Below are 18,959 nucleotides of genomic sequence, written 5' to 3'. Positions count from 1 at the left end.
TTAGCGCTCAATCGCGGGATTGGGGGTCGGAACCGCGGCTAACGACCGCTGGATTGCTTCGCTGCGCTCGCAATGACGCAGGAATCGGGCGAGGGGCGCGCACGCTCTCTCTGCGCTCTGGGCGCCTCTGCGCGCAAAAGACTCTCACCCTTCCGGCGCTTCGCGCTCCCCTTTCTCCATGGGAGAGGGACTATGGGTCACCCGTCGCGGCGGCCTAGCAGACGCAGGCGCAGGGCGTTGAGCTTGATGAAGCCGGCCGCGTCGCGCTGGTCGTAGGCGCCCTGATCGTCCTCGAACGTCACGACCTTTTCCGAATACAGCGAGTTGGGCGACTTGCGGCCCGTCACGTAGACGCCGCCCTTGTACAGCTTCAGCCGCACCGTGCCCGACACCTTGGTCTGGCTATGGTCGACCGCCGCCTGCAACATCTCGCGCTCCGGCGAGAACCAGAAGCCGTTATAGACCAGTTCGGCATAGCGCGGCCCGAGTTCGTCCTTCAGATGCGCGGCACCGCGGTCCAGCGTCAATTGCTCGATCGCGCGGTGTGCCTGATGCAGGATCGTTCCGCCCGGCGTCTCGTACATGCCGCGCGACTTCATGCCGACGAACCGATTCTCGACCAGATCGAGCCGGCCGATGCCATGCGTGCGCCCGTAATCGTTCAGCTTCGCGAGCAGCGACGCGGGCGACAGCCCCTCGCCGTTGATCGCGACCGGATCGCCGCGTTCGAAATCGATCGTGATCGTCTCGGCGGTGTCGGGCGCGTTCTCCGGGCTGACGGTGCGCGAAAAGACATATTCCGGCACCTCGTCCCACGGGTCCTCCAGCACCTTCCCCTCGGACGAGGTGTGCAGCAGGTTCGCGTCGGTGGAAAAGGGCGCCTCGCCGCGCTTGTCCTTCGACACCGGGATCTGGTGCGATTCGGCGAATTCGATCAGGCGCGTGCGGCTGGTCAGGTCCCATTCGCGCCACGGCGCGATGACCTTGATGTCGGGTGCGAGCGCGTAATAGCCGAGTTCGAAGCGGACCTGATCGTTGCCCTTGCCGGTCGCGCCGTGCGCCACCGCGTCCGCCCCGACCTGCTTCGCGATCTCGACCTGACGCTTGGCGATCAGCGGCCGGGCGATCGACGTGCCGAGCAGGTACAGCCCCTCGTACAGCGCATTCGCGCGCATCATCGGGAAGACGTAGTCACGCACGAACTCTTCGCGCAGGTCGTCGATGAAGATATGCTCGGGCTTCACACCCATCAGCTCCGCCTTGGCGCGGGCGGGTTCCAGCTCCTCGCCCTGACCGAGATCGGCGGTGAAGGTCACGACCTCGCAGCCATATTCCTGCTGAAGCCATTTCAGGATCACGCTGGTGTCGAGCCCGCCCGAATAGGCGAGAACCACCTTGTTGATACCGGAGGCGGAGCGGGTGCGGCTGTCGGTCATGGCGCGCCCCTATTCGCTGCGCCGGTCGCGTGCAACTGGTGGTTCATTGGCGGTGCAGCCGCGGACGGCTATGCGCCGCACAAGATCAATTGTCCCTGGAAGCCCCGATGCGCCTTGTCCTGCTGCCCCTCATCGCCCTGATCGCCGTCCCAGCCGTCGCGCAGGAAACGCGGGCCACCGCCGCGGCGAAGTTCGACAAGGAGTTCACGGCGTCCGACACCGATCGGGACGGCGTGCTGACCCGTGACGAAGTGCAGGCGCGGATCGCCAAGATGGCGGTCGGCAAGCGGCAGCTCGATGCGACCCACGCCAAGCGCGTGACCGATCTGTGGTTCGACAATGCCGATGCGAACAAGAACGGCAAGGTGACGAAAGCCGAGGCGCAGGCGCTGCTGGCGAAGACCTTCGCCAAGTACGACGCGAACGGTGATGGTCAGGTCGGCACCGACGAACGCGCCGCGGCGGTGGCCGGGATGAAGAAGGGGCGGTAATCCGCTCGGTAGCTCCCTCCTCGCAAGGGTAGGGAGCCTACCGACGAAACCCCGCCTCCGCCTCGCCGATGTAGTCGCGCGTCAGCGGCACGGTCAGGCGGCTCTTCGATAGCTGCACCTGGTAATTGCACATGCCTCCGGTGCGGAACGCCGCCGCCGCGCCGGCGAGATAGAAGGTCCACATCCGGTAGAACCGCTCGTCGTACAGCGCGACGATCTGGTCCTTCGCGGCCACGGTGCGGTCGTACCAGTGATCGATCGTCAGCGCGTAATGCACGCGCAGCACCTCGATGTCGGTCGGGAACAGCTTCGTGCCCTCATACCCGCGCACGATCTCCGACAGCGCGGGATTGTACCCGCCGGGGAAGATGTACTTGGTCGTGAAGGTGTCGGTGACGCCGGGCACGCCCATCCGCCCGATCGTGTGCAGCAGCATGACGCCGTCGTCGGCCAGCAGGTCGCGGCACTTGCGGAAGAACGCCTTGTAGTGCGGCGGGCCGACATGCTCGAACATCCCCACCGACACGATGCGGTCGAACTGGCCGGTGACGGCGCGGTAATCGATCAGCTCGAATTTCACCTTGTCGGCGACGCCGGCGGCCTCGGCCCGCGCGCGCGCGACCTTCAGCTGTTCCTCCGACAGGGTGACGCCCAGCACCTCCGCACCGGTCTTTTCGTGCAGGTACAGCGCCATGCCGCCCCAGCCGCAGCCGATGTCGAGCACGCGCATGCCCGGCTTCAGCAGCAATTTGGCGGCGATATGCGCCTTTTTGTCCGCCTGCGCCTGCTCCAGCGTATTGTCGGGATCGGTGAAGTAGGCGCAGCTATACTGGCGGTCGGCGTCGAGGAAGAGGTCGTAGAGCCGGTCCGAGAGGTCGTAATGATGCGCCACGTTGCGCTTCGACCGGCGCGCCATGTTCACCCGGTCCAGCCGGTGGATCATCTCGCCGGCCAGCTTGACCGACAGCGACGGCTTCAGCGCGCCGCCCCGCTCCCACGGGGTATTGCCCTTCAGCAGGTTGACGAGGTCGCGGATGTCGCCCTGATCGATGACCAGCGTGCCGGCCATGAACGCCTCCGCGGCACCCAGCGCGGGGTGGCGAACGATGCGGCCGGGCGTCGCCCGGTCGGTGAAGCGGATCGCGACGTCGCGAAAGGCGGGATCGGCGGTGCCCAGTTCGGCGACCTTGCCGTCGGCATGGGTGATACGGAGGCGACCACGCTGGACGAGGCGGCCGAGAAAACGATCGATCAGAGGCATCGGGACGCTTTTAATCCGCTAAATGCCTGCATACCAATCATAGTCTACATTGTCCTCCCAATAGCCGCCTTGCCCCTTGCCTATCCCGTTCAGGCTGGCGACCGCCCTCACCTGCATCAGGTATTTGGCATGTTTATATCCCAGCTGCCGCTCCACGCGCAGGCGGACAGGCGCACCGTTCATCACCGGCAGGAATCGGTCGTTGAGCGCCCAGGCAAGGATGGTCTGCGGATGGAAGGCATCGATCAGGTCGATCGACTCGTAATAGGGTTCGCCCCCGTAGAGGTCGGCGCAGGTGAAGACGATATAGCGCGCCGCGTCGCGCAGACCTGCCGCGCGCAGTACCGTGCCGAGTTGCGGCCCCTGCCACTTGGCGATCGCGCTCCACCCCTCGACACAGTCGTGGCGCGTGATCTGCGCGCGTTGCGGCATCGCGCCGAGGTCGGACAGCGACAGCGACAGTGGCCGTGTCACCAGCCCGCCGACCTGCAGGCGCCAGTCGGCGAAGCGCCCCGCCTGCAGCGCGCGATACGCATCGGTGCCGGGATCGCGCGTGCCGTTGGGTCGGAAGAACGGCGATCGCTGCGCCGCCGTGAATTCGGGCGCGAGCGCGTTCCGGTCCATCAGCGCGCGGTGCAGGCCGCGTTGCATATCCTCGCCCGCGAACAGGATCTTGCGTGCCGCCGGAATCTGCACGACCCGGTCGCAGCCGGACAGGATCAGGCCGGCCCCGCCCGCGAGACCGCCCGTCAGGAGCTTGCGCCGCGCGATCATTCGGGGACCCTCCAGCCGCCGGTCAGCATGGACCGAACTTCGTTGATCGGCCCCGCCAGGATGACCAGCACCAGATGCACGACCGCGAACAGCGCGATCAGCGTCATCGCGATGAAGTGCAGCGAGCGCGCCGACTGCCGCCCGCCGAACAGGTCCAGCACCCACGGCCATGCGGCGTCCATGCCGGGCGACAGCGCGATCCCGGTCAGGATGACGAGCGGCAAAGCGATGAAGATCACACCGATATAGGACAGCTTCTGAAACACGTTATACTCGCGCGGACGCTCCGGATCATGGAAGCGGAAGGCAAGGTGCGCCTTGACGTCGGCCCAGATGTGCCCCCGGTTCAGGTCGCGCCGCGTCAGCCGCAGGTCGCGCTGGAAATGCCGGGTGAGCAGGCTGGCGATCATATACACCAGCAGTCCGAAGCCCAGCACCAGCGCGAAGAACAGGTGCCAGCGCCGCGAAATGGCGAGGTTGTAGCTCGCCGGGATCGTGATCCACGCCGGGAAGCGCGGCAATTGCGCCCATGCCGCATCGAAATTCGCGCCGTATCGCCCCCAGTAGAGCCGCGGATGCGCGTTGGAGATGCCGAGGCCGGAACCGATCAGGATGAAGATCGCGACCGCATTCACCCAGTGCCAGATGCGCGTCGCGATGCCATGTCGATGGATCACGGTGCCCGGCGGGGCGGCGGCTTCGTGCTGATCGTCTGGACCCATGTCGTGCTTGATAGCATTCAGAAGGCCATGACCGAATGGCATTTCTACGAACCCGCGAACGGCCACCGCCTGCCGCACGACCCCCTCAACGCGATCGTCGCGCCGCGACCGATCGGGTGGATCAGCACGCTGTCCAGCGAGGGCGTCCGCAACCTCGCGCCCTACAGCTTCTTCAACGTGCTGAACTACAAGCCGCCGCTGATCGGCTTTTCCTCAATGGGGTGGAAGGATTCGGTCGCCAATGCGGAGGCGACGGGCGAATTCGTCTGGAACCTCGCGACGCGTCCGCTGGCGGAGGCGATGAACGCCACGTCCGCCGCGATCGAGGGCGACGAATTCGCGGCGGCGGGCATCGACGCCGCGCCGTCCCGCATCGTCGCACCGCCCCGCGTCGCGGCCAGCCCGGTCGCGTTCGAGTGCGTGGTGACACAGATCGTCCGGCTGGAGACGCGTGACGGCCGTTCGCTCGACCAGTGGCTGGTGATCGGCGAGGCGGTCGGCATCCACATCGACGCGTCGCTGCTCGACGACGGCATCTACCAGACCGCGCGCGCCCGCCCGATCAGCCGCGGCGGCGGCCCGGAGGATTATTTCGAGACGACGCCGGACACGCTGTTCCGGATGCGCCGGCCGGGATAATCCGGCCGGCGCGCCCGTTCGTTCAGGCGTAGCGGACCGTCGTCCGTACCGCCGCGCGGCGGCGCATCGCTCCGCCGACGAGTCCGAACCCCGCGATCATCAGCGCCCAGCTTGCGGGTTCCGGCACCGCGCCCGCGGCGGTCGTTGCGGTGATCGCCGTATCCGCGACATTCTCGAACCCGATGCTGTTGAGGATGTTGTCGGTGGAATAGGCAAAGCCATAGAAGGTGCCGGTCCCCGTCACCGCACGCAGCCCGATGAAGTTGCCGCCGTTGCTGAAGCGGATGACCGTCTGGTCGGCGAACGCGCCGTAATTCTGCGTCGGCCCGAACGTCACCGGCCCACCGCGACCGTCGGCGAAGTTGGTCGTCGGTTCACCGAAGATCGTGTTCACCTCGCCGCCATTCGCGGTGCTGATCGTGACCGGCCCGGAGAATAGCTGGCCATTATACCCGAAGGTGAAGCTGCTGCCCTGATAGGTGAAGGTATAGGGCGATGCGGCAAGGTCCGCGCCGATGCTGGTAATGACCGGCGTGGCCGATGCGGAACTCGCGAGCGCGAGGATCGAGGTAGCGGCGGCGAGCAGGATCGCGTGCGACGTGATACGCATGGTGGGAATTCCCTTTGCGGGTCGGGCGCCATCCGCGCGCAACCTCAAAAGGGTTAACGCCATGTTAACGAAGGGGTTCGTCCGATTTCTTGAGTATTTTCCAAGATTGTGTCCCGAAGTGGGACGGAGGAGTCGAACCGATGTGGAGGTTCGCGTCAATAGCAGATCGCCGGACCGCCGTTCGGGCCCGCCGACTTCGCGCACAGGAGGATCGGCTTCGTCTCGATCAGCTTCAGCGACCGGACCATCTTTTCGGTCGAAGTCTTGTATTTGATGAAGTGCGGAGCCTTCAGATGCGCCTCATACGCGGCGCGGCTGGCATAGACCTCCAGCAGGCGCACATGCGTCGGCCGATCCGCAAGCGCGACCGAATGCAGCATCAGCACGCCCCGCTCCAGCCGCACCGATGCCTCCTGCTCCTCCGACAGGATAGCCGCGTATGCGTCGATCTGCGCCGGATCGATCTCCAGTTCGGCGATGCGGACCATCGGCGTGCTCTCGGTTGGAACCGCTGCGGTGACCGCCATCGCCAGAACCATGCTCAACATCGCGTCGTCCTTATGTCGTGAAGCGGCTCACGCGTACGCGCGCCAGAAGAACACCGCCGTCGTCGCCGCGGTGACGAGAATCGTCCACCACCGTACGACCCCGTCCGGCAGCCGCTTGCCCAGATGCGCCCCCAGCCAGCCGCCGACCAGGCCGCCGGCGATCATCGGCGCGCAGGCGTCCCAGCGGATCAGCCCGCTCAGCATGAACACCAACGCCGCGGCGAAGTTCGCCGTCGTCAGCATCAGCGTGCGCGGCGCGAACATCGTCCGCGGCGTTTCGCCCGCCAATAATCCATAGGTTGCGGTCGTCATGATCCCGACGCCGCCCCCGAAATAGCCGCCATAGGTGCCGAGCAAGGCCTGCGCGACGAACAGCGTCGTGCGCCCGATCGTCACGCGCTGGCGCAACCATTCCGACAGGCGCGCGCCGAACGCGATCGCCAAGAATGCGATCAGCAGCAGCCACGGTACGATCACGTCGAACGCGGCGGCGGGCGTGGCCACCAGCAGCGCGCTGCCCGTCAGCCCGGCGGCGAAGGTGATGCCCGCCAGCATCCGCACCGACACGCCGCCGACCGGCTGCAATTCGTCGCGGAACGTCCACGCGCTCGCCGCCGCGCCCGGCATCAGCGCCAGGTTCGATGTGGCGTTGGCGATGTTGGCGGGCGTGCCGATCGCCAGCAGCGCGGGCATCGTCGCGAAGGTGCCGCCGCCCGCCAGCGCGTTCATCGCCCCGCCGACCACGCCCGCCCCGGCGGCGAGCGCGATCGTCATGACGTCAAGCAAGCGCGGCCGCTTCGATCGTCTCGTCCGCAGCAGCCTCTGCCGCTTCGCGATCCAGCTGCGCGCGGCTCTTCTTCTCGGCGGCGGTCTTCAACTGGCCGCAGGCGGCGTCGATGTCGCGCCCGCGCGGCGTGCGGACGGGGGCGGAAATGCCGCCGCCGAATACGATGTCGGAAAACGCGCGGATCCGCTCCGGCGTGGAGCATTCATATTCCGCGCCCGGCCACGGGTTGAAGGGGATCAGGTTGACCTTCGCCGGCAGGTCGTAATGGCGCAGCAGCCGGACCAGCTCGCGCGCGTCCGCGTCGCTGTCGTTCTTGTCCTTCAGCATGACGTATTCGAACGTGATGCGGCGTGCATTGTTGGCGCCGGGATAGTCGGCACACGCCTGCAACAATTGCTCGATGCCGTATTTGCGGTTGAGGGGCACGATCTCGTCGCGCACGTCCTTGGTCACCGCGTGCAGCGACACTGCGAGGTTGACGCCGATCTCCTCGCCCGCGCGCGCCATCATCGGCACCACGCCCGACGTCGACAGCGTGATCCGCCGCTTCGACAGCGCCAGTCCGTCGCCGTCCATCACCAGCTTCAGCGCGTCGCGGACATTGTCGAAATTGTACAGCGGCTCGCCCATGCCCATCATGACGATGTTGGTGAGCATCCGCCCCTCCGGCTGCGACGGCCATTCGCCTAGCGAATCGCGCGCCAGCATCACCTGACCGACGATCTCGCCCGCGGTCAGGTTGCGGACCAGCCGCATCGTGCCGGTGTGGCAGAAGGTGCAGTTGAGCGTGCAACCGACCTGGCTCGATACGCACAGCGTGCCTCGATCCGCGTCGGGGATGAACACCATCTCGTAATCCTGTGCGTCCGGCGACCGCAGCAGCCATTTGCGCGTACCGTCGGTCGACACCTGCGCCTCGACCACCTCCGGCCGGCCGACGACGAAGCGTTCGGTCAACCACGGATGCTGCGCCTTGGCGATATCCGTCATCTGCGCGAACTCGGTCGCGCCGCGATTGTACAGCCAGTGCCAGATCTGCTTCGCGCGCAGCTTCGCCTGACGCGCTTCCATGCCGGCGGCGGACAGCGTCTCGCGCAACTGGTCCTTGGACAGGCCGATCAGGTCGACACGGCCGTCGGGTCGCGGCGCCAGATTGCGCGGAACGGGCACGGGATCGATATGCCCGGGAATGGGCATGGGGGGCGACGAAGCTGTCAGCATCGGACGCGTCTAGCAGAAAATCGGGGTCATCGCCACTGGTGCATCATCGTCTGGAAATCGCCAACCGTGCGCCCCGAGCCTGTGTAAGGGCAGGCCTCCACCAGCTCGAACGGTCGTGGATGGCTCCGCTCGGACGAGGGGCGTCTAAGCCGCGCTATCCCGCGCACGCCAGCACGGCGGCGTCGATCGCGGTCGCGGCCCCGCTCAGCGCGTAGCTGTCGGCGAAGGGCCGGCCGCTCGCGCCGACCGCCTCCACGCTCATGCTGCGGCCCGACCGAAGCGCCGCGACGATCGCGCGATCGGTGGCGGCGTCGGCGGCCCAGGCGTCGACGGCGTTGCCGACGAGTTCGAACCGGCGCTCGCCCACGGTCAGCGTCACCGGTGCGGCGCGGCTGCGTTCGCGGCTCAACCGGACATGGAGCGAGGCGCGCAGCCGCTTGGCGGGCCAGTTGCCGACGCTGGCGAACGGTCGCCAGCGTGCCGCTCCACCCGCAACGACCGGCTGCGCGATGGCGTAGCAGCGGTCCGGATCGCGGAATGCCGCCCAGCCCTTGTACACGCCGATCGTCTCGCGCGCCGCCGCTGGCCCGGCGGCCAGCAGCAACAGCAGCGCCAGCGCCTTCATGCCGGCGCCCGCCCGGAGCCGTGGTGGATCACCGTCTCGCGTCCACCCTCGATCATCACCACCGATCCCTGCGGCAGTCCCGCCGCGATCGGCGCGCCCAGTTCCGGATCGTTCGGCAGCCCCGTCATGACGCCGCGCAGCACCCGGCTGGAGATACCGTGCATCACGACCAGCCGGTCGCCGGGCGCATCGCTGTCGGCCAGCCAGCCGCCGACCCGCGCCGCAATCATCGGATAGGTTTCGCCGTCCGGCGCGACGGCCAGCGCGCCGTCGCCGCGCACGATCGATCCGCCGTGCTCCGCCGCGACATCCGCATAGTTGCGCCCGCCCCATGATCCGGTGCCGATCTCCACCAGCCGGACGTCGGTGCGCGCCGCGTGCCAGTCCAGCCCCAGATGCTCGGCGACGATCGCCAGCGTCTGGAGCGCACGGCCGGTCGGCGATGCCCACAGTTCCAGCCGCGGCGACGGCCCCAAATGCGCCAGCAACGCCGCCCCGATCGCATCCGCCTGCGCGAAGCCGGCACGGGTCAGCGGCGTGTGCGGCGCGTCGCCCTGCAACCGCGCGGCGGCGTTGAACACGGTCTCGCCGTGGCGCGCGATGAAGTCCTGACCCTGCCGCATCCTCCTGCTTTCCGGCGGCGATGCGCGCAATGCAACGGCTTTCGGCGGCTGGGCGCTGTCCTACAGCCGGACGGATGCGGTACGACGGGCGGATGAGCCGTGCCGCCGCCCCGGCTGCGTGCGATCCCGCGATCTTCGGGACCTTCGCGGCCGGGTCGGCGCGTCGGGGCGCGGGTAACCGCATATTTCCAGCGTCCCGATCGCGACTCCCACCTTGCCCAAGCCGATGTTTCGGCTAGGACTGACCGTCATTTCGGCCGGAAGCGGGCCCGGGGGATCATGATGAAGGCGACGATCGAACGCGCGACGCTCCTGAAGGGGCTGAGCCATGTCCAGTCCGTGGTGGAGCGGCGCAACACCATACCCATCCTCTCCAACGTCCTGCTCGAAGCGACGGCGGAGGGCGTGCTGAAGATGATGGCGACCGACCTCGATCTTCAGATCAACGAATCGGTGCAGGCCGCCGTCGACCAGCCGGGCGCGACGACCGTGTCCGCGCACACGCTGTTCGACATCGCGCGCAAGCTGCCGGAGGGTAGCCAGGTGTCGCTGTCCGCGGCCGAGGGGCGGATGACGATCGTCGCCGGTCGCGCCCGCTTCTCGCTCGGCACGCTGCCGCGCGACGACTTCCCGGTGATCGCCGAGGGTGAGCTGCCGACCCAGTTCGAACTGCCCGCCGAGACGCTGAAGCAGATCATCGACAAAACGCGCTTTGCGATCTCGACCGAAGAAACGCGTTATTACCTGAACGGCATCTTCCTTCACGTCGCGGGTGGCGACGGGTCGGAGCCGGTGCTGAAGGCGGCGGCGACCGACGGCCACCGGCTGGCGCGCGTCACGCTGCCGCGGCCCGAGGGTGCGGAGAACATGCCCGACGTGATCGTGCCGCGCAAATGCGTGGCCGAGCTGCGCAAGCTGCTCGACGAGGTCGACGGCTCGGTCGGCGTGTCGCTGTCCGGCACCAAGATCCGCTTCGATCTAGGCCGCGCGCTGCTGACGTCGAAACTGATCGACGGCACCTTCCCCGATTACTCGCGCGTCATCCCCACCGGCAACGACAAGATCCTGAAGCTCGATCCGAAGAGCTTCATGCAGGGTGTCGACCGCGTCTCCACGATCGCGACGGAGAAAACCCGCGCGGTGAAGATGGCGCTCGACCGCGACAAGATCACGCTGTCGGTCACCAGCCCCGAAAACGGCACCGCCGCAGAGGAAGTCCCCGGCGACTACATCGCCGCGCCGTTCGAGATCGGCTTCAACAGCCGCTATCTGATGGACATCCTCGGCCAGATCGACGGCGATCTGGTCGAAGTGCATCTGGCGGACGCCGCCGCCCCCACGCTGATCCGCGAGAACGACAAGAGCCCGGCGCTCTACGTGCTGATGCCGATGCGGGTGTGATTGCGGTGTCGAGCCTCCGCGCATAGATTGCGCGCGGAGGCGACGGCTATGGATGCTTACACGATCCGCGACGCGGCGGAGCAATTCGGCGATCTGATCGGACGAGCGGAGGCGGGCGAAAGCATCGATATCGCGCGAGACGGGCATGTCGTTGCCCGCCTCGTCCCCGCATCGGAGCAGGTGACCGCGGGGAAAAGATTCGATCTTTCAGCGTATTTCGAATCGATCAAGGACTTGCCTGTCGATCCCACCGACAGCGTGGCCGAGATGCGGCGGCAGGCCCGCTACTAGTGATTTATTGCGATACGTCGCTCCTTGTCGCGGCGCTGACCAGCGAAGCGCATTCTGCGATCGCGCGATCCTGGCTGTTGGCGCAGGATCGCGGCGCTTTGGCCATCAGCGACTGGACCCTGACGGAATTCAGCAGTGCAATCGCGATGAAGTTTCGCCGAGGAGCAATCGACCGTATTTTCAGGAACATCGTCGAGCACGCCTGGACGAACTTGCGAGCTGATTTCGCTCTGATCCCGCTAGGGGCGAAGGATTTCCTTGCTGCCGCGGATCTTGTGGATGCTGGACCGAAAGGATTACGGGCCGGGGACGCGCTCCATATGGCTGCGGTTCTGAACGCCCGGTGCGATCTGGCGACGTTCGACATCGACTTCGCGAATGCCGCCACGTCTCTCGGCGTCCCGGTCCATCCCGCCCGATCTTGATCGCCCGCCTCACCCTCACCGATTTCCGCAGTCACGCCGTGTTGACGCTGTCGCCCGGTGCGGGGTTCGTGGTGCTGACGGGGGAGAACGGCGCGGGCAAGACCAATGTGCTGGAGGCGGTGTCGCTGCTCGCTCCCGGCCGCGGGCTGCGCCGTGCGAGCCTGTCGGCGATGGCGCGGCAGGACGGTGCGGGCGGGTTCGGCGTCGCCGCGACGGTGGCCGGCGATGTCGAGATCGCGACCGGTACGCTCGCTTCCGCACCGGAGCGCCGCGTCGTGCGCGTGCAGGGCGCGACCGCCGCGGCGACCACGCTGCCGGAATGGCTGACCGTTCTGTGGCTGACCCCCGCCACCGATCGGCTGTTCGTGGAGCCGGCGGGCGAGCGCCGCCGCTTCCTCGACCGGCTGACACTGGCTCTGTCGCCCGGCCATGCCGTCCACGCCACCCGCTACGAAGCCGCGATGCGCGAGCGCAACCGGCTGCTCGCCGACGAGCGTCCCGCCGATCCGACGTGGCTGGATGCGCTGGAGGCGCGGATGGTGGAGCATGGCGCGGCGCTGGACGCCGCCCGCGTTGCGACCGTCACGCTGCTGGCGGAGCGGCTGGCGACCGCGCCCACCGGGCCATTTGCGCGCGCGGGGCTGGCGCTGGAGGGGGAGGCGGTGGAGCCGGACGCGTTTCAGCGCGCGCTCTCGCTCGGCCGGCGGCGCGATGCGGCGGCGGGGCGGACTCTCTCCGGCCCACACCGCGCCGACCTCGCGGTGACGCACCTCGACAAGGGGCAGGCGGCGGCACTGGCATCGACGGGCGAGCAGAAGGCGTTGTTACTCGGCATCGTATTGGCGCATGCCGAGCTGGTGGCGGAACGGACCGGACGCGCGCCGGTGCTGCTGCTGGACGAGGTCGCTGCGCATCTCGATCCGCTCCGCCGCGCCGCGCTGTTCGACCGGCTGGCGGGCCGTGGACAGACCTGGATGACGGGCACCGAGCCTGCATTGTTCGACGCGATCGGTGCGGAGGCAACCCGCGTGGCGCTCGGCTGACGCGCAAAAGCCATTTCGCTTTCGTTACACGCCCCGAATCCCTATATGCTGGGCATGGCAACCGACCCCCAGAACGCTCCGAACACCAATGACTATGGCGCCTCCTCGATCAAGGTGCTGAAGGGCCTCGACGCCGTGCGCAAGCGGCCGGGCATGTATATCGGCGACACCGACGACGGGTCGGGCCTGCACCATATGGTGTTCGAGGTCAGCGACAACGCCATCGACGAGGCGCTGGCGGGGCATTGCGACCGCATCGACATCACGCTGAACCCGGACGGATCGGTGTCGGTCACGGACAACGGTCGCGGCATCCCGACCGGCATCCACCCCGAAGAGGGCGTCTCCGCCGCCGAGGTCATCATGACCCAGCTTCATGCCGGCGGTAAGTTCGAGAACACGTCGGACGACAACGCCTACAAGGTGTCGGGCGGTCTGCACGGCGTCGGCGTGTCGGTGGTCAACGCACTCAGCGAGTTCCTCGACCTGACGATCTGGCGCGACGGCGAGGAGCATTACATGCGCTTCGCGTTCGGCGATGCGGTCGCGCCGCTCAAGGTCGTCGGCCCGGCGGAGGGCAAGAAGGGGACGCGCGTCACCTTCCTGCCCAGCCCCGCGACCTTCAAGATCGTCGAGTTCGACTTCGAAAAGCTGGAGCACCGCTATCGCGAGCTGGCGTTCCTGAACTCCGGCGTCCGCCTGTTCCTGACCGATGCGCGCCATGACGAGCCGAAGACGGTGGAACTCTATTACGAGGGTGGCATCGCCGCGTTCGTAAAGTGGCTGGATCGCGCCAAGTCGCCCTTGTTCCCGGAGCCGATCGCGATCCACGGCCAGCGGGACGAGGTCGGCATCGACGTCGCGCTGGAGTGGAACGACAGCTATTACGAAAACGTCCTCGCCTTCACCAACAACATCCCGCAGCGCGACGGCGGCACGCATCTGGCCGCGTTCCGTGCGGCGTTGACGCGCACGCTCAACACCTACGCGGACAAATCGGGGCTGCTGAAGAAGGAGAAGGTGTCGCTGACCGGCGACGACATGCGCGAGGGGCTGACCGCGATCGTCTCCGTCAAGCTGCCCGATCCCAAATTCTCGTCGCAGACCAAGGACAAGCTGGTGTCGTCCGAGGTGCGCCAGCCGCTCGAATCGCTGATGGCGGACAAGCTGGCCGAATGGCTGGACGAAAATCCGGCGCACGCGCGCAGCATCGTCGGCAAGGTCATCGACGCCGCCGCCGCGCGCGAAGCCGCCAAGCGCGCGCGCGAATTGACCCGCCGCAAGGGCGCGATGGACATCGCCTCGCTGCCCGGCAAGCTGGCCGATTGTCAGGAGCGTGACCCCGCCAAGTCCGAGCTGTTCCTGGTCGAGGGTGATTCCGCCGGCGGCTCCGCGAAGCAGGGCCGCGACCGCCATTTCCAGGCGATCCTGCCCCTCCGCGGCAAGATCCTGAATACCGAGCGCGCGCGGTTCGACCGGATGATCTCCTCGAAGGAGATTGGCACGCTGATCCAGGCAATGGGGACGGGTATCGGTCGCGACGAGTTCAACGCCGACAAGCTGCGCTATCACAAGATCGTCATCATGACGGACGCCGACGTCGACGGTGCGCATATCCGTACGCTGCTGCTGACGTTCTTCTATCGCCAGATGCCGGAACTCATCACCCGCGGTCACCTCTTCATCGCGCAGCCGCCGCTGTACAAGGCGACCAAGGGCCGGTCGGAAGTCTATCTGAAGGACGATGCCGCGCTCGACGATTACCTCGTCGACGCGGGCGTGCAGATGATGGTGCTGGAGACGTCGGCGGGCCCGCGCACGGGCGCCGACCTGCGGGACCTGACCGACCACGCGCGCCGGATGCGGACGCTGATGCGCTACGTCCCGCGCCGGTATGACGCAGGGATCATCGAGGTGCTGGCGCTGGCCGGCGCGCTCGACCCGACGCTGTCGCACGACCAGCGCGCGGCGACGGTGGCGGAGGTGACGCGGCGGCTGGAGTCGGGCGATCTGGGCGAGGCGCGCTGGTCTGCGCGGCTGACCGAAGAGGGCGGCATCCATTTCGAACGGCTGTGGCGCGGCGTGACCGACCACCACATCGTCGAGGCCAGCTTCATCTCGTCGGCGGAGGCGCGCAAGCTGCACACGCTGGCGGCGGAACAGGCCGCGAGCTTCGCGCAACAGGCGAAGCTGTCGCCCCTGCGCGGTGCGGCGGCACCGGTTGTCGAGGATGCGCCGCTCGCCGACGACGGCGACGAGGATGGCGACGATGGCAGCGAGGGCCAGATCGGCACGGCGGAGGCTCCGGCCCCCGCAGGAACGCTGGGCCGTGGCGAGAGCCGCGTCGCGCGACCGTCGCAGTTGCTCGACGCAATCCTGACCGCGGGGCGTAAGGGCCTCGCCATCCAGCGCTACAAGGGGCTGGGCGAGATGAATGCCGAGCAGCTGTGGGAGACCACGCTCGATCCGTCGAATCGCACGATGCTGCGCGTGACGAGCGAGGACGTATCCGCCGCCGACATGATCTTCACGCAGTTGATGGGCGAAGTCGTCGAACCCCGCCGCGAGTTCATTCAGGACAATGCGCTGAACGTGGCGAATCTGGACGTTTGAGGCCCGTCTCACACGCTCCGGTTTAGGGGATGGTTGCAAACTCTTCCCTGCCACCTCGCCCGAAATCGGGGTCCAGTTCGGATGTCGGCGGTAATCTACCGAGAACGTTGACCAACTGGACCCCGGCCTTCGCCGGGGTGGTGGCTTGGTGACAGGCAGCGGAGCTATTTCGCAATAATTTCAGGAGAGGCTAGGTTGGGGCTTCGCTGCGAATAACACGGTCGATGCTCCACCCCTTTCGCACTGCCTGAACGGAAGGAGCAGGCGGGGGTGCATGCCTCACGCTGCTATCGTGGCGGGCGGGTGGCGGCATCCACCTGGCCGCGTACTAACCGACCTTTCGATTTGCGGGCGGTGGATACCGGAACAGGCCCGGCATGACGATGGGGAGGTCGCACTAGAGCAGCCACGAGTGGCGACCTAGCCCACCGCCGCCGTCAACGTCGCGCGGACGCCCGCGTAGCCGGGGTCGTACTCGACCGCCGCGTGCAGGCTCTGCGCCATCGCCCGGATCAGCTTCGTGCCGAGCCCGGTACCCTTTGGCGCGGCATCGGCGGGCAAGCCGCAGCCATCGTCTTCCACCGCCAGCGTGAAGCGGTCCTCGCCGTCACGGGTCAGCGCGACGCGGACTTCGCCGGCGGTGTCAGGGCCGTACGCATATTTGCAGGCGTTCGTGACCAGTTCCGTTACGATCACGCCGAGCGATACCGCGCGATCGGTTGGTAGCCGGATCGGCTCGACCGCGAGGCTCAGGGCACGGGGCGCGGAGTCGGTCGACCATGTCTCCGCCAGCTCGTCGACCAGCGCGGTCAGATAGTCCTGCATATCCACGCCCTCGACATCGTTCGAGGTGTAGAGGCGGCGATGCACCTGCCCGATCGCGCGGATGCGGCGCTGCGTATCCTCGAGCGCATCGCGCGCGCCCGGATCGGTCAGCGCACCCGCCTGCAACCCGACCATCGCCGACACGAGTTGCAGCGAATTGGCGACGCGGTGGTTCACCTCCACCAGCAGTGCCTCCAGCCGGGCATTGCTGGCGCGCAGTTCGTCCTCGGCCGCCTTCTTGCCGCGCTCCAGCCGATCGCGGGCCAGCACCTGTTCGAACGCGGCGGCGAGCAGGTCGAAGAAGTCGTCGCCGACCGTCTTCACCACATAGTCGGCCGCGCCCGCCTTCAGCGCAGCGACGGCAATGCGGCCCTCTTCCGATCCGGTGACGTAGACGACCGGCGGCGAGCCGGCGATCTTGCGCAGCCGCTCCAGCGTCTCGATGCCGTCCATGCCGGGCATGTAATGGTCGACCGCGATCAGGTCGAACTGGCCCTCGCCCGCCAGCGCGATCCCGGCTTCTCCGCCGTCCGCCGTCGTCACGTGATAGCCGCGCCGTTCCAGCGCGCGCGTCGCCAGCCGGCGCAATCCGGCATCGTCGTCGATGAACAGGATGCGCGGCGGCGTCACTCGACCTCGGGCACCTGGATCACCGACAGGAACAGGCCGAGCTGGCGGATCGCCTGTGCGAAGCTTTCATAGTTCACCGGTTTGGTGATGTAGACGTTGCAGCCCAGATCGTAGCAGCGCTGGATTTCGACCTTGTCGTCGGTGGTGGTCAGCACGACGACGGGGGCGCGGCGGAGCGGGCTGTCCTCCGCCTTGATGCGCGTCAGGATGTCGGTGCCACTCATGTCCGGCAGGTTGAGGTCGAGCAGGACGAGCGCGGGGCCGTTCTTGGCCGGGCCGTCCACATCCTCGAACAAATGGCGCAGCGCGGTGCCGCCGTCGGTGAAATGGCGAATGGGGTTGTTGATGCCCGCGCGGCGGATGTTCTTTTCGATCAGGCGGGCATGGCCCTCGTCGTCCTCGATCATCACGATACCGACGGGGCGGTGGGGTTGGCCGTGAGCGTTCATACGGTCTGGTCCTGAGGCAGTGTGAGGTGGAACGTCGCGCCCTCGCCAAGCGCCGATTCCACCGAGATGGTGCCGCCCATCCGATAGGCGAGCGCGCGGACATGGGCCAGCCCGATCCCCTCGCCGGGCTGGTCCTGCGTACCGGAGCGGCGGAACAGGTCGAAGATGCGCTGGTGATCCCGCGAATCGATGCCGCGGCCGTTGTCGGCGACGGACATGACGATGCGGCCCAGATGCTTGCGGGCCGACAGCGTTACCGTGCCGGGCCGGCCGGGATGCAGGTATTTGGTCGCGTTCTCGACCAGGTTCGACAGGATCTGTTCCACCGCGACCCGGTCGGCAATCATCGTCGGCATCGGCCGCACGACGGTGGCGGTGACGCCGCGATCGTCGATGACGTGGCGGATCGCGCCGATGACGGTGTCGCACAACGCCACGAGATCGAGCGGCTCGGGTGCGAGCGTCCGCCGCCCCTGTCGCGACAATTGCAGGATGGCGTTGATCAGCCGGTCCATCTTGGCGGTCGAGGTGCGGATGAAGCCCAGCGCCTCGGGCAGGTCCTCGCGCGCCGCCAGCCGCGCCTCCTCGGTCAGGATCTGCGGCGCCTCCGCCTCCGCGCGCGTAACCAGCTCGCCGAGCGGCGCGGCGGCGGCCTCGAGTTCGGCGGTGAAGCCCATGACGTTGACGAGCGGCGAGCGCAGGTCGTGACTGACGATATAGGCGAAGCGCTGGATCTCCTCGTTCGCCATCGCGAGGTCGGCGGTGCGTTCGGTGACGCGGTCCTCCAGCGATCCTGCCAAACGGCGTAGATCATCGCGCGAGGCGGTCAGCGCGCGCGTGTTGCGGACGACCACGGTCAGCGTCAGCGTCGCGACGATCGCCAGCAGCACGGAGGCGAGACCGGCCATGATGTAGAACAGCCGCGCCGCGTTCGCCTGTTGCGCGGTGCGAACCGCCAGCAGCGCCGCTTCCCCGCTCGCCATCGCGCGCAGACGGTACCGGATCGCGCGCATCAGCGGCACGCTGGCGTCGCCCGAGAATTCACGCTGCGCCGCCGCCAACCGCCCGGTCTCACCGAACGCGATCGATTTGGCCCGCAGCACCGTCAGCCGCTGCAACAGCGGCACGACACGGTCGAGCCGCGCGATCTGGGCGGGATTGTCCTCGACCAGCTGGCGGATCAGGCGATACCGTCCCGGAATGACGCCGCCCGTCGTACGATAGGCGGTCAGGAACAGCGGCTTGCCCGTCAACAGATAGCCGCGCCGGGCGGTTTCGGACTGTTCCAGGTCCACCTGAAGATCGGCGATCGCCTGCCGCACCATCTGGGTATGCGCGACCCGTTCGGTGTGTTGGCTCGTGCGGATCGTGTTCCAACCGACCGCGACCGCCGCTGCGATCAACAGGCCGAAGCCCAGCGCGACGAACGCGACCAACGCGCGGCCGAACCGTTCCTCCGATACCGCGACCTTGTCGAAAGCCCGAGCCATGCAAGCGCTTTACCGCAGGACGATGCAAACGCCACCCTTCGGTACGATAGCGTTA

General features: G+C 67.4%; 19 protein-coding genes and 1 pseudogene. 7 read left to right on the top strand and 13 right to left on the bottom strand.

What is annotated here, in order from left to right; translation table 11 throughout:
• Window positions 1–197: 197 nt before the first annotated feature.
• The gene (locus AC0CH8_RS02255) at window positions 198–1,436 is read right to left on the bottom strand and encodes an argininosuccinate synthase (protein WP_465238503.1); all 1,239 of its coding nucleotides are present in this window, start codon (window positions 1,434–1,436) and stop codon (window positions 198–200) included.
• A 107-nt stretch (window positions 1,437–1,543) separates the two neighbouring features.
• Here AC0CH8_RS02255 and AC0CH8_RS02250 point away from each other — a divergent pair, with 107 nt between their 5' ends.
• Entirely contained in the window at window positions 1,544–1,927 is a 384-nt protein-coding gene (locus AC0CH8_RS02250; RefSeq protein ID WP_055849457.1) for an EF-hand domain-containing protein, read from the top strand.
• A gap of 37 nt (window positions 1,928–1,964) precedes the next feature.
• On the opposite strand, the gene AC0CH8_RS02245 is transcribed toward AC0CH8_RS02250, so the two are convergent.
• The 3 genes from AC0CH8_RS02245 to AC0CH8_RS02235 are packed head-to-tail and all read right to left on the bottom strand — an operon-like array spanning window position 1,965 to window position 4,684.
• Complete coding sequence (locus AC0CH8_RS02245) at window positions 1,965–3,188, bottom strand: class I SAM-dependent methyltransferase (RefSeq protein ID WP_465238502.1); 1,224 nt, start codon at window positions 3,186–3,188, stop codon at window positions 1,965–1,967.
• Window positions 3,189–3,206: 18 nt separating this feature from the next.
• Window positions 3,207–3,962 (bottom strand): molybdopterin-dependent oxidoreductase, encoded by a 756-nt coding sequence (locus AC0CH8_RS02240; protein WP_465238501.1) that lies wholly within the window; start codon window positions 3,960–3,962, stop codon window positions 3,207–3,209.
• A complete protein-coding gene (locus AC0CH8_RS02235; protein ID WP_465238500.1) occupies window positions 3,959–4,684 on the bottom strand; it encodes a cytochrome b/b6 domain-containing protein in 726 nt (241 codons plus the stop codon). The genes AC0CH8_RS02240 and AC0CH8_RS02235 overlap by 4 nt, the downstream gene beginning before the upstream one ends.
• A gap of 27 nt (window positions 4,685–4,711) precedes the next feature.
• Between AC0CH8_RS02235 and AC0CH8_RS02230 the strand changes: the two genes are divergently transcribed.
• On the top strand, window positions 4,712–5,323 hold the full coding sequence (locus AC0CH8_RS02230) for a flavin reductase family protein (RefSeq protein ID WP_465238499.1): 612 nt from the start codon (window positions 4,712–4,714) through the stop codon (window positions 5,321–5,323).
• A gap of 22 nt (window positions 5,324–5,345) precedes the next feature.
• Here the strand turns inward: AC0CH8_RS02230 and AC0CH8_RS02225 are convergent.
• The 6 genes and pseudogenes from AC0CH8_RS02225 to AC0CH8_RS02200 form a co-directional block, all read right to left on the bottom strand.
• Window positions 5,346–5,462 (bottom strand): annotated as a pseudogene (locus AC0CH8_RS02225) (PEPxxWA-CTERM sorting domain-containing protein); the annotation flags it as partial.
• Between the two features lie 626 nt (window positions 5,463–6,088).
• Complete coding sequence (locus AC0CH8_RS02220) at window positions 6,089–6,481, bottom strand: putative quinol monooxygenase (RefSeq protein WP_465238498.1); 393 nt, start codon at window positions 6,479–6,481, stop codon at window positions 6,089–6,091.
• Between the two features lie 27 nt (window positions 6,482–6,508).
• Window positions 6,509–7,255, bottom strand: a complete 747-nt coding sequence (locus tag AC0CH8_RS02215; protein WP_465238497.1) for a sulfite exporter TauE/SafE family protein — start codon at window positions 7,253–7,255, stop codon at window positions 6,509–6,511.
• 4 nt (window positions 7,256–7,259) lie between these two features.
• Window positions 7,260–8,465 (bottom strand): dual-specificity RNA methyltransferase RlmN, encoded by a 1,206-nt coding sequence (rlmN, locus tag AC0CH8_RS02210; RefSeq protein ID WP_211534509.1) that lies wholly within the window; start codon window positions 8,463–8,465, stop codon window positions 7,260–7,262.
• 178 nt (window positions 8,466–8,643) lie between these two features.
• Window positions 8,644–9,114, bottom strand: coding sequence for a hypothetical protein (locus tag AC0CH8_RS02205; RefSeq protein WP_465238496.1), 471 nt, complete (start codon window positions 9,112–9,114; stop codon window positions 8,644–8,646).
• The gene (locus AC0CH8_RS02200; RefSeq protein ID WP_465238495.1) at window positions 9,111–9,737 is read right to left on the bottom strand and encodes a histidine phosphatase family protein; all 627 of its coding nucleotides are present in this window, start codon (window positions 9,735–9,737) and stop codon (window positions 9,111–9,113) included. The genes AC0CH8_RS02205 and AC0CH8_RS02200 overlap by 4 nt, the downstream gene beginning before the upstream one ends.
• Before the next feature lie 282 nt (window positions 9,738–10,019).
• Between AC0CH8_RS02200 and dnaN the strand changes: the two genes are divergently transcribed.
• The 5 genes from dnaN to gyrB are packed head-to-tail and all read left to right on the top strand — an operon-like array spanning window position 10,020 to window position 15,510.
• The gene (gene dnaN, locus AC0CH8_RS02195; RefSeq protein WP_204199462.1) at window positions 10,020–11,138 is read left to right on the top strand and encodes a DNA polymerase III subunit beta; all 1,119 of its coding nucleotides are present in this window, start codon (window positions 10,020–10,022) and stop codon (window positions 11,136–11,138) included.
• A gap of 48 nt (window positions 11,139–11,186) precedes the next feature.
• On the top strand, window positions 11,187–11,429 hold the full coding sequence (locus AC0CH8_RS02190) for a type II toxin-antitoxin system Phd/YefM family antitoxin (RefSeq protein ID WP_465238494.1): 243 nt from the start codon (window positions 11,187–11,189) through the stop codon (window positions 11,427–11,429).
• Window positions 11,429–11,854: a type II toxin-antitoxin system VapC family toxin gene (locus tag AC0CH8_RS02185; RefSeq protein ID WP_465238493.1), complete on the top strand. Its 426-nt coding sequence runs from the start codon at window positions 11,429–11,431 to the stop codon at window positions 11,852–11,854. Before AC0CH8_RS02190 ends, AC0CH8_RS02185 begins: the two co-directional genes overlap by 1 nt.
• Complete coding sequence (gene recF, locus AC0CH8_RS02180) at window positions 11,851–12,897, top strand: DNA replication/repair protein RecF (protein ID WP_465238492.1); 1,047 nt, start codon at window positions 11,851–11,853, stop codon at window positions 12,895–12,897. The genes AC0CH8_RS02185 and recF overlap by 4 nt, the downstream gene beginning before the upstream one ends.
• A 45-nt stretch (window positions 12,898–12,942) precedes the next feature.
• A complete protein-coding gene (gyrB, locus tag AC0CH8_RS02175; protein WP_465238491.1) occupies window positions 12,943–15,510 on the top strand; it encodes a DNA topoisomerase (ATP-hydrolyzing) subunit B in 2,568 nt (855 codons plus the stop codon).
• 420 nt (window positions 15,511–15,930) lie between these two features.
• Here gyrB and AC0CH8_RS02170 read toward each other — a convergent pair whose 3' ends face one another.
• From AC0CH8_RS02170 to AC0CH8_RS02160, 3 genes are read right to left on the bottom strand one after another with little or no spacing between them, the layout of a single operon-like run.
• The gene (locus AC0CH8_RS02170) at window positions 15,931–16,965 is read right to left on the bottom strand and encodes a sensor histidine kinase (protein WP_465238490.1); all 1,035 of its coding nucleotides are present in this window, start codon (window positions 16,963–16,965) and stop codon (window positions 15,931–15,933) included.
• Complete coding sequence (locus AC0CH8_RS02165) at window positions 16,962–17,414, bottom strand: response regulator (RefSeq protein WP_204199177.1); 453 nt, start codon at window positions 17,412–17,414, stop codon at window positions 16,962–16,964. The genes AC0CH8_RS02170 and AC0CH8_RS02165 overlap by 4 nt, the downstream gene beginning before the upstream one ends.
• Entirely contained in the window at window positions 17,411–18,904 is a 1,494-nt protein-coding gene (locus tag AC0CH8_RS02160; RefSeq protein ID WP_465238489.1) for a sensor histidine kinase, read from the bottom strand. The genes AC0CH8_RS02165 and AC0CH8_RS02160 overlap by 4 nt, the downstream gene beginning before the upstream one ends.
• Window positions 18,905–18,959: the final 55 nt, after the last annotated feature.

It is taken from the genome of Sphingomonas sp. AC435 (assembly GCF_979253005.1).
This window is presented reverse-complemented; position numbering and strand designations above follow the sequence as displayed.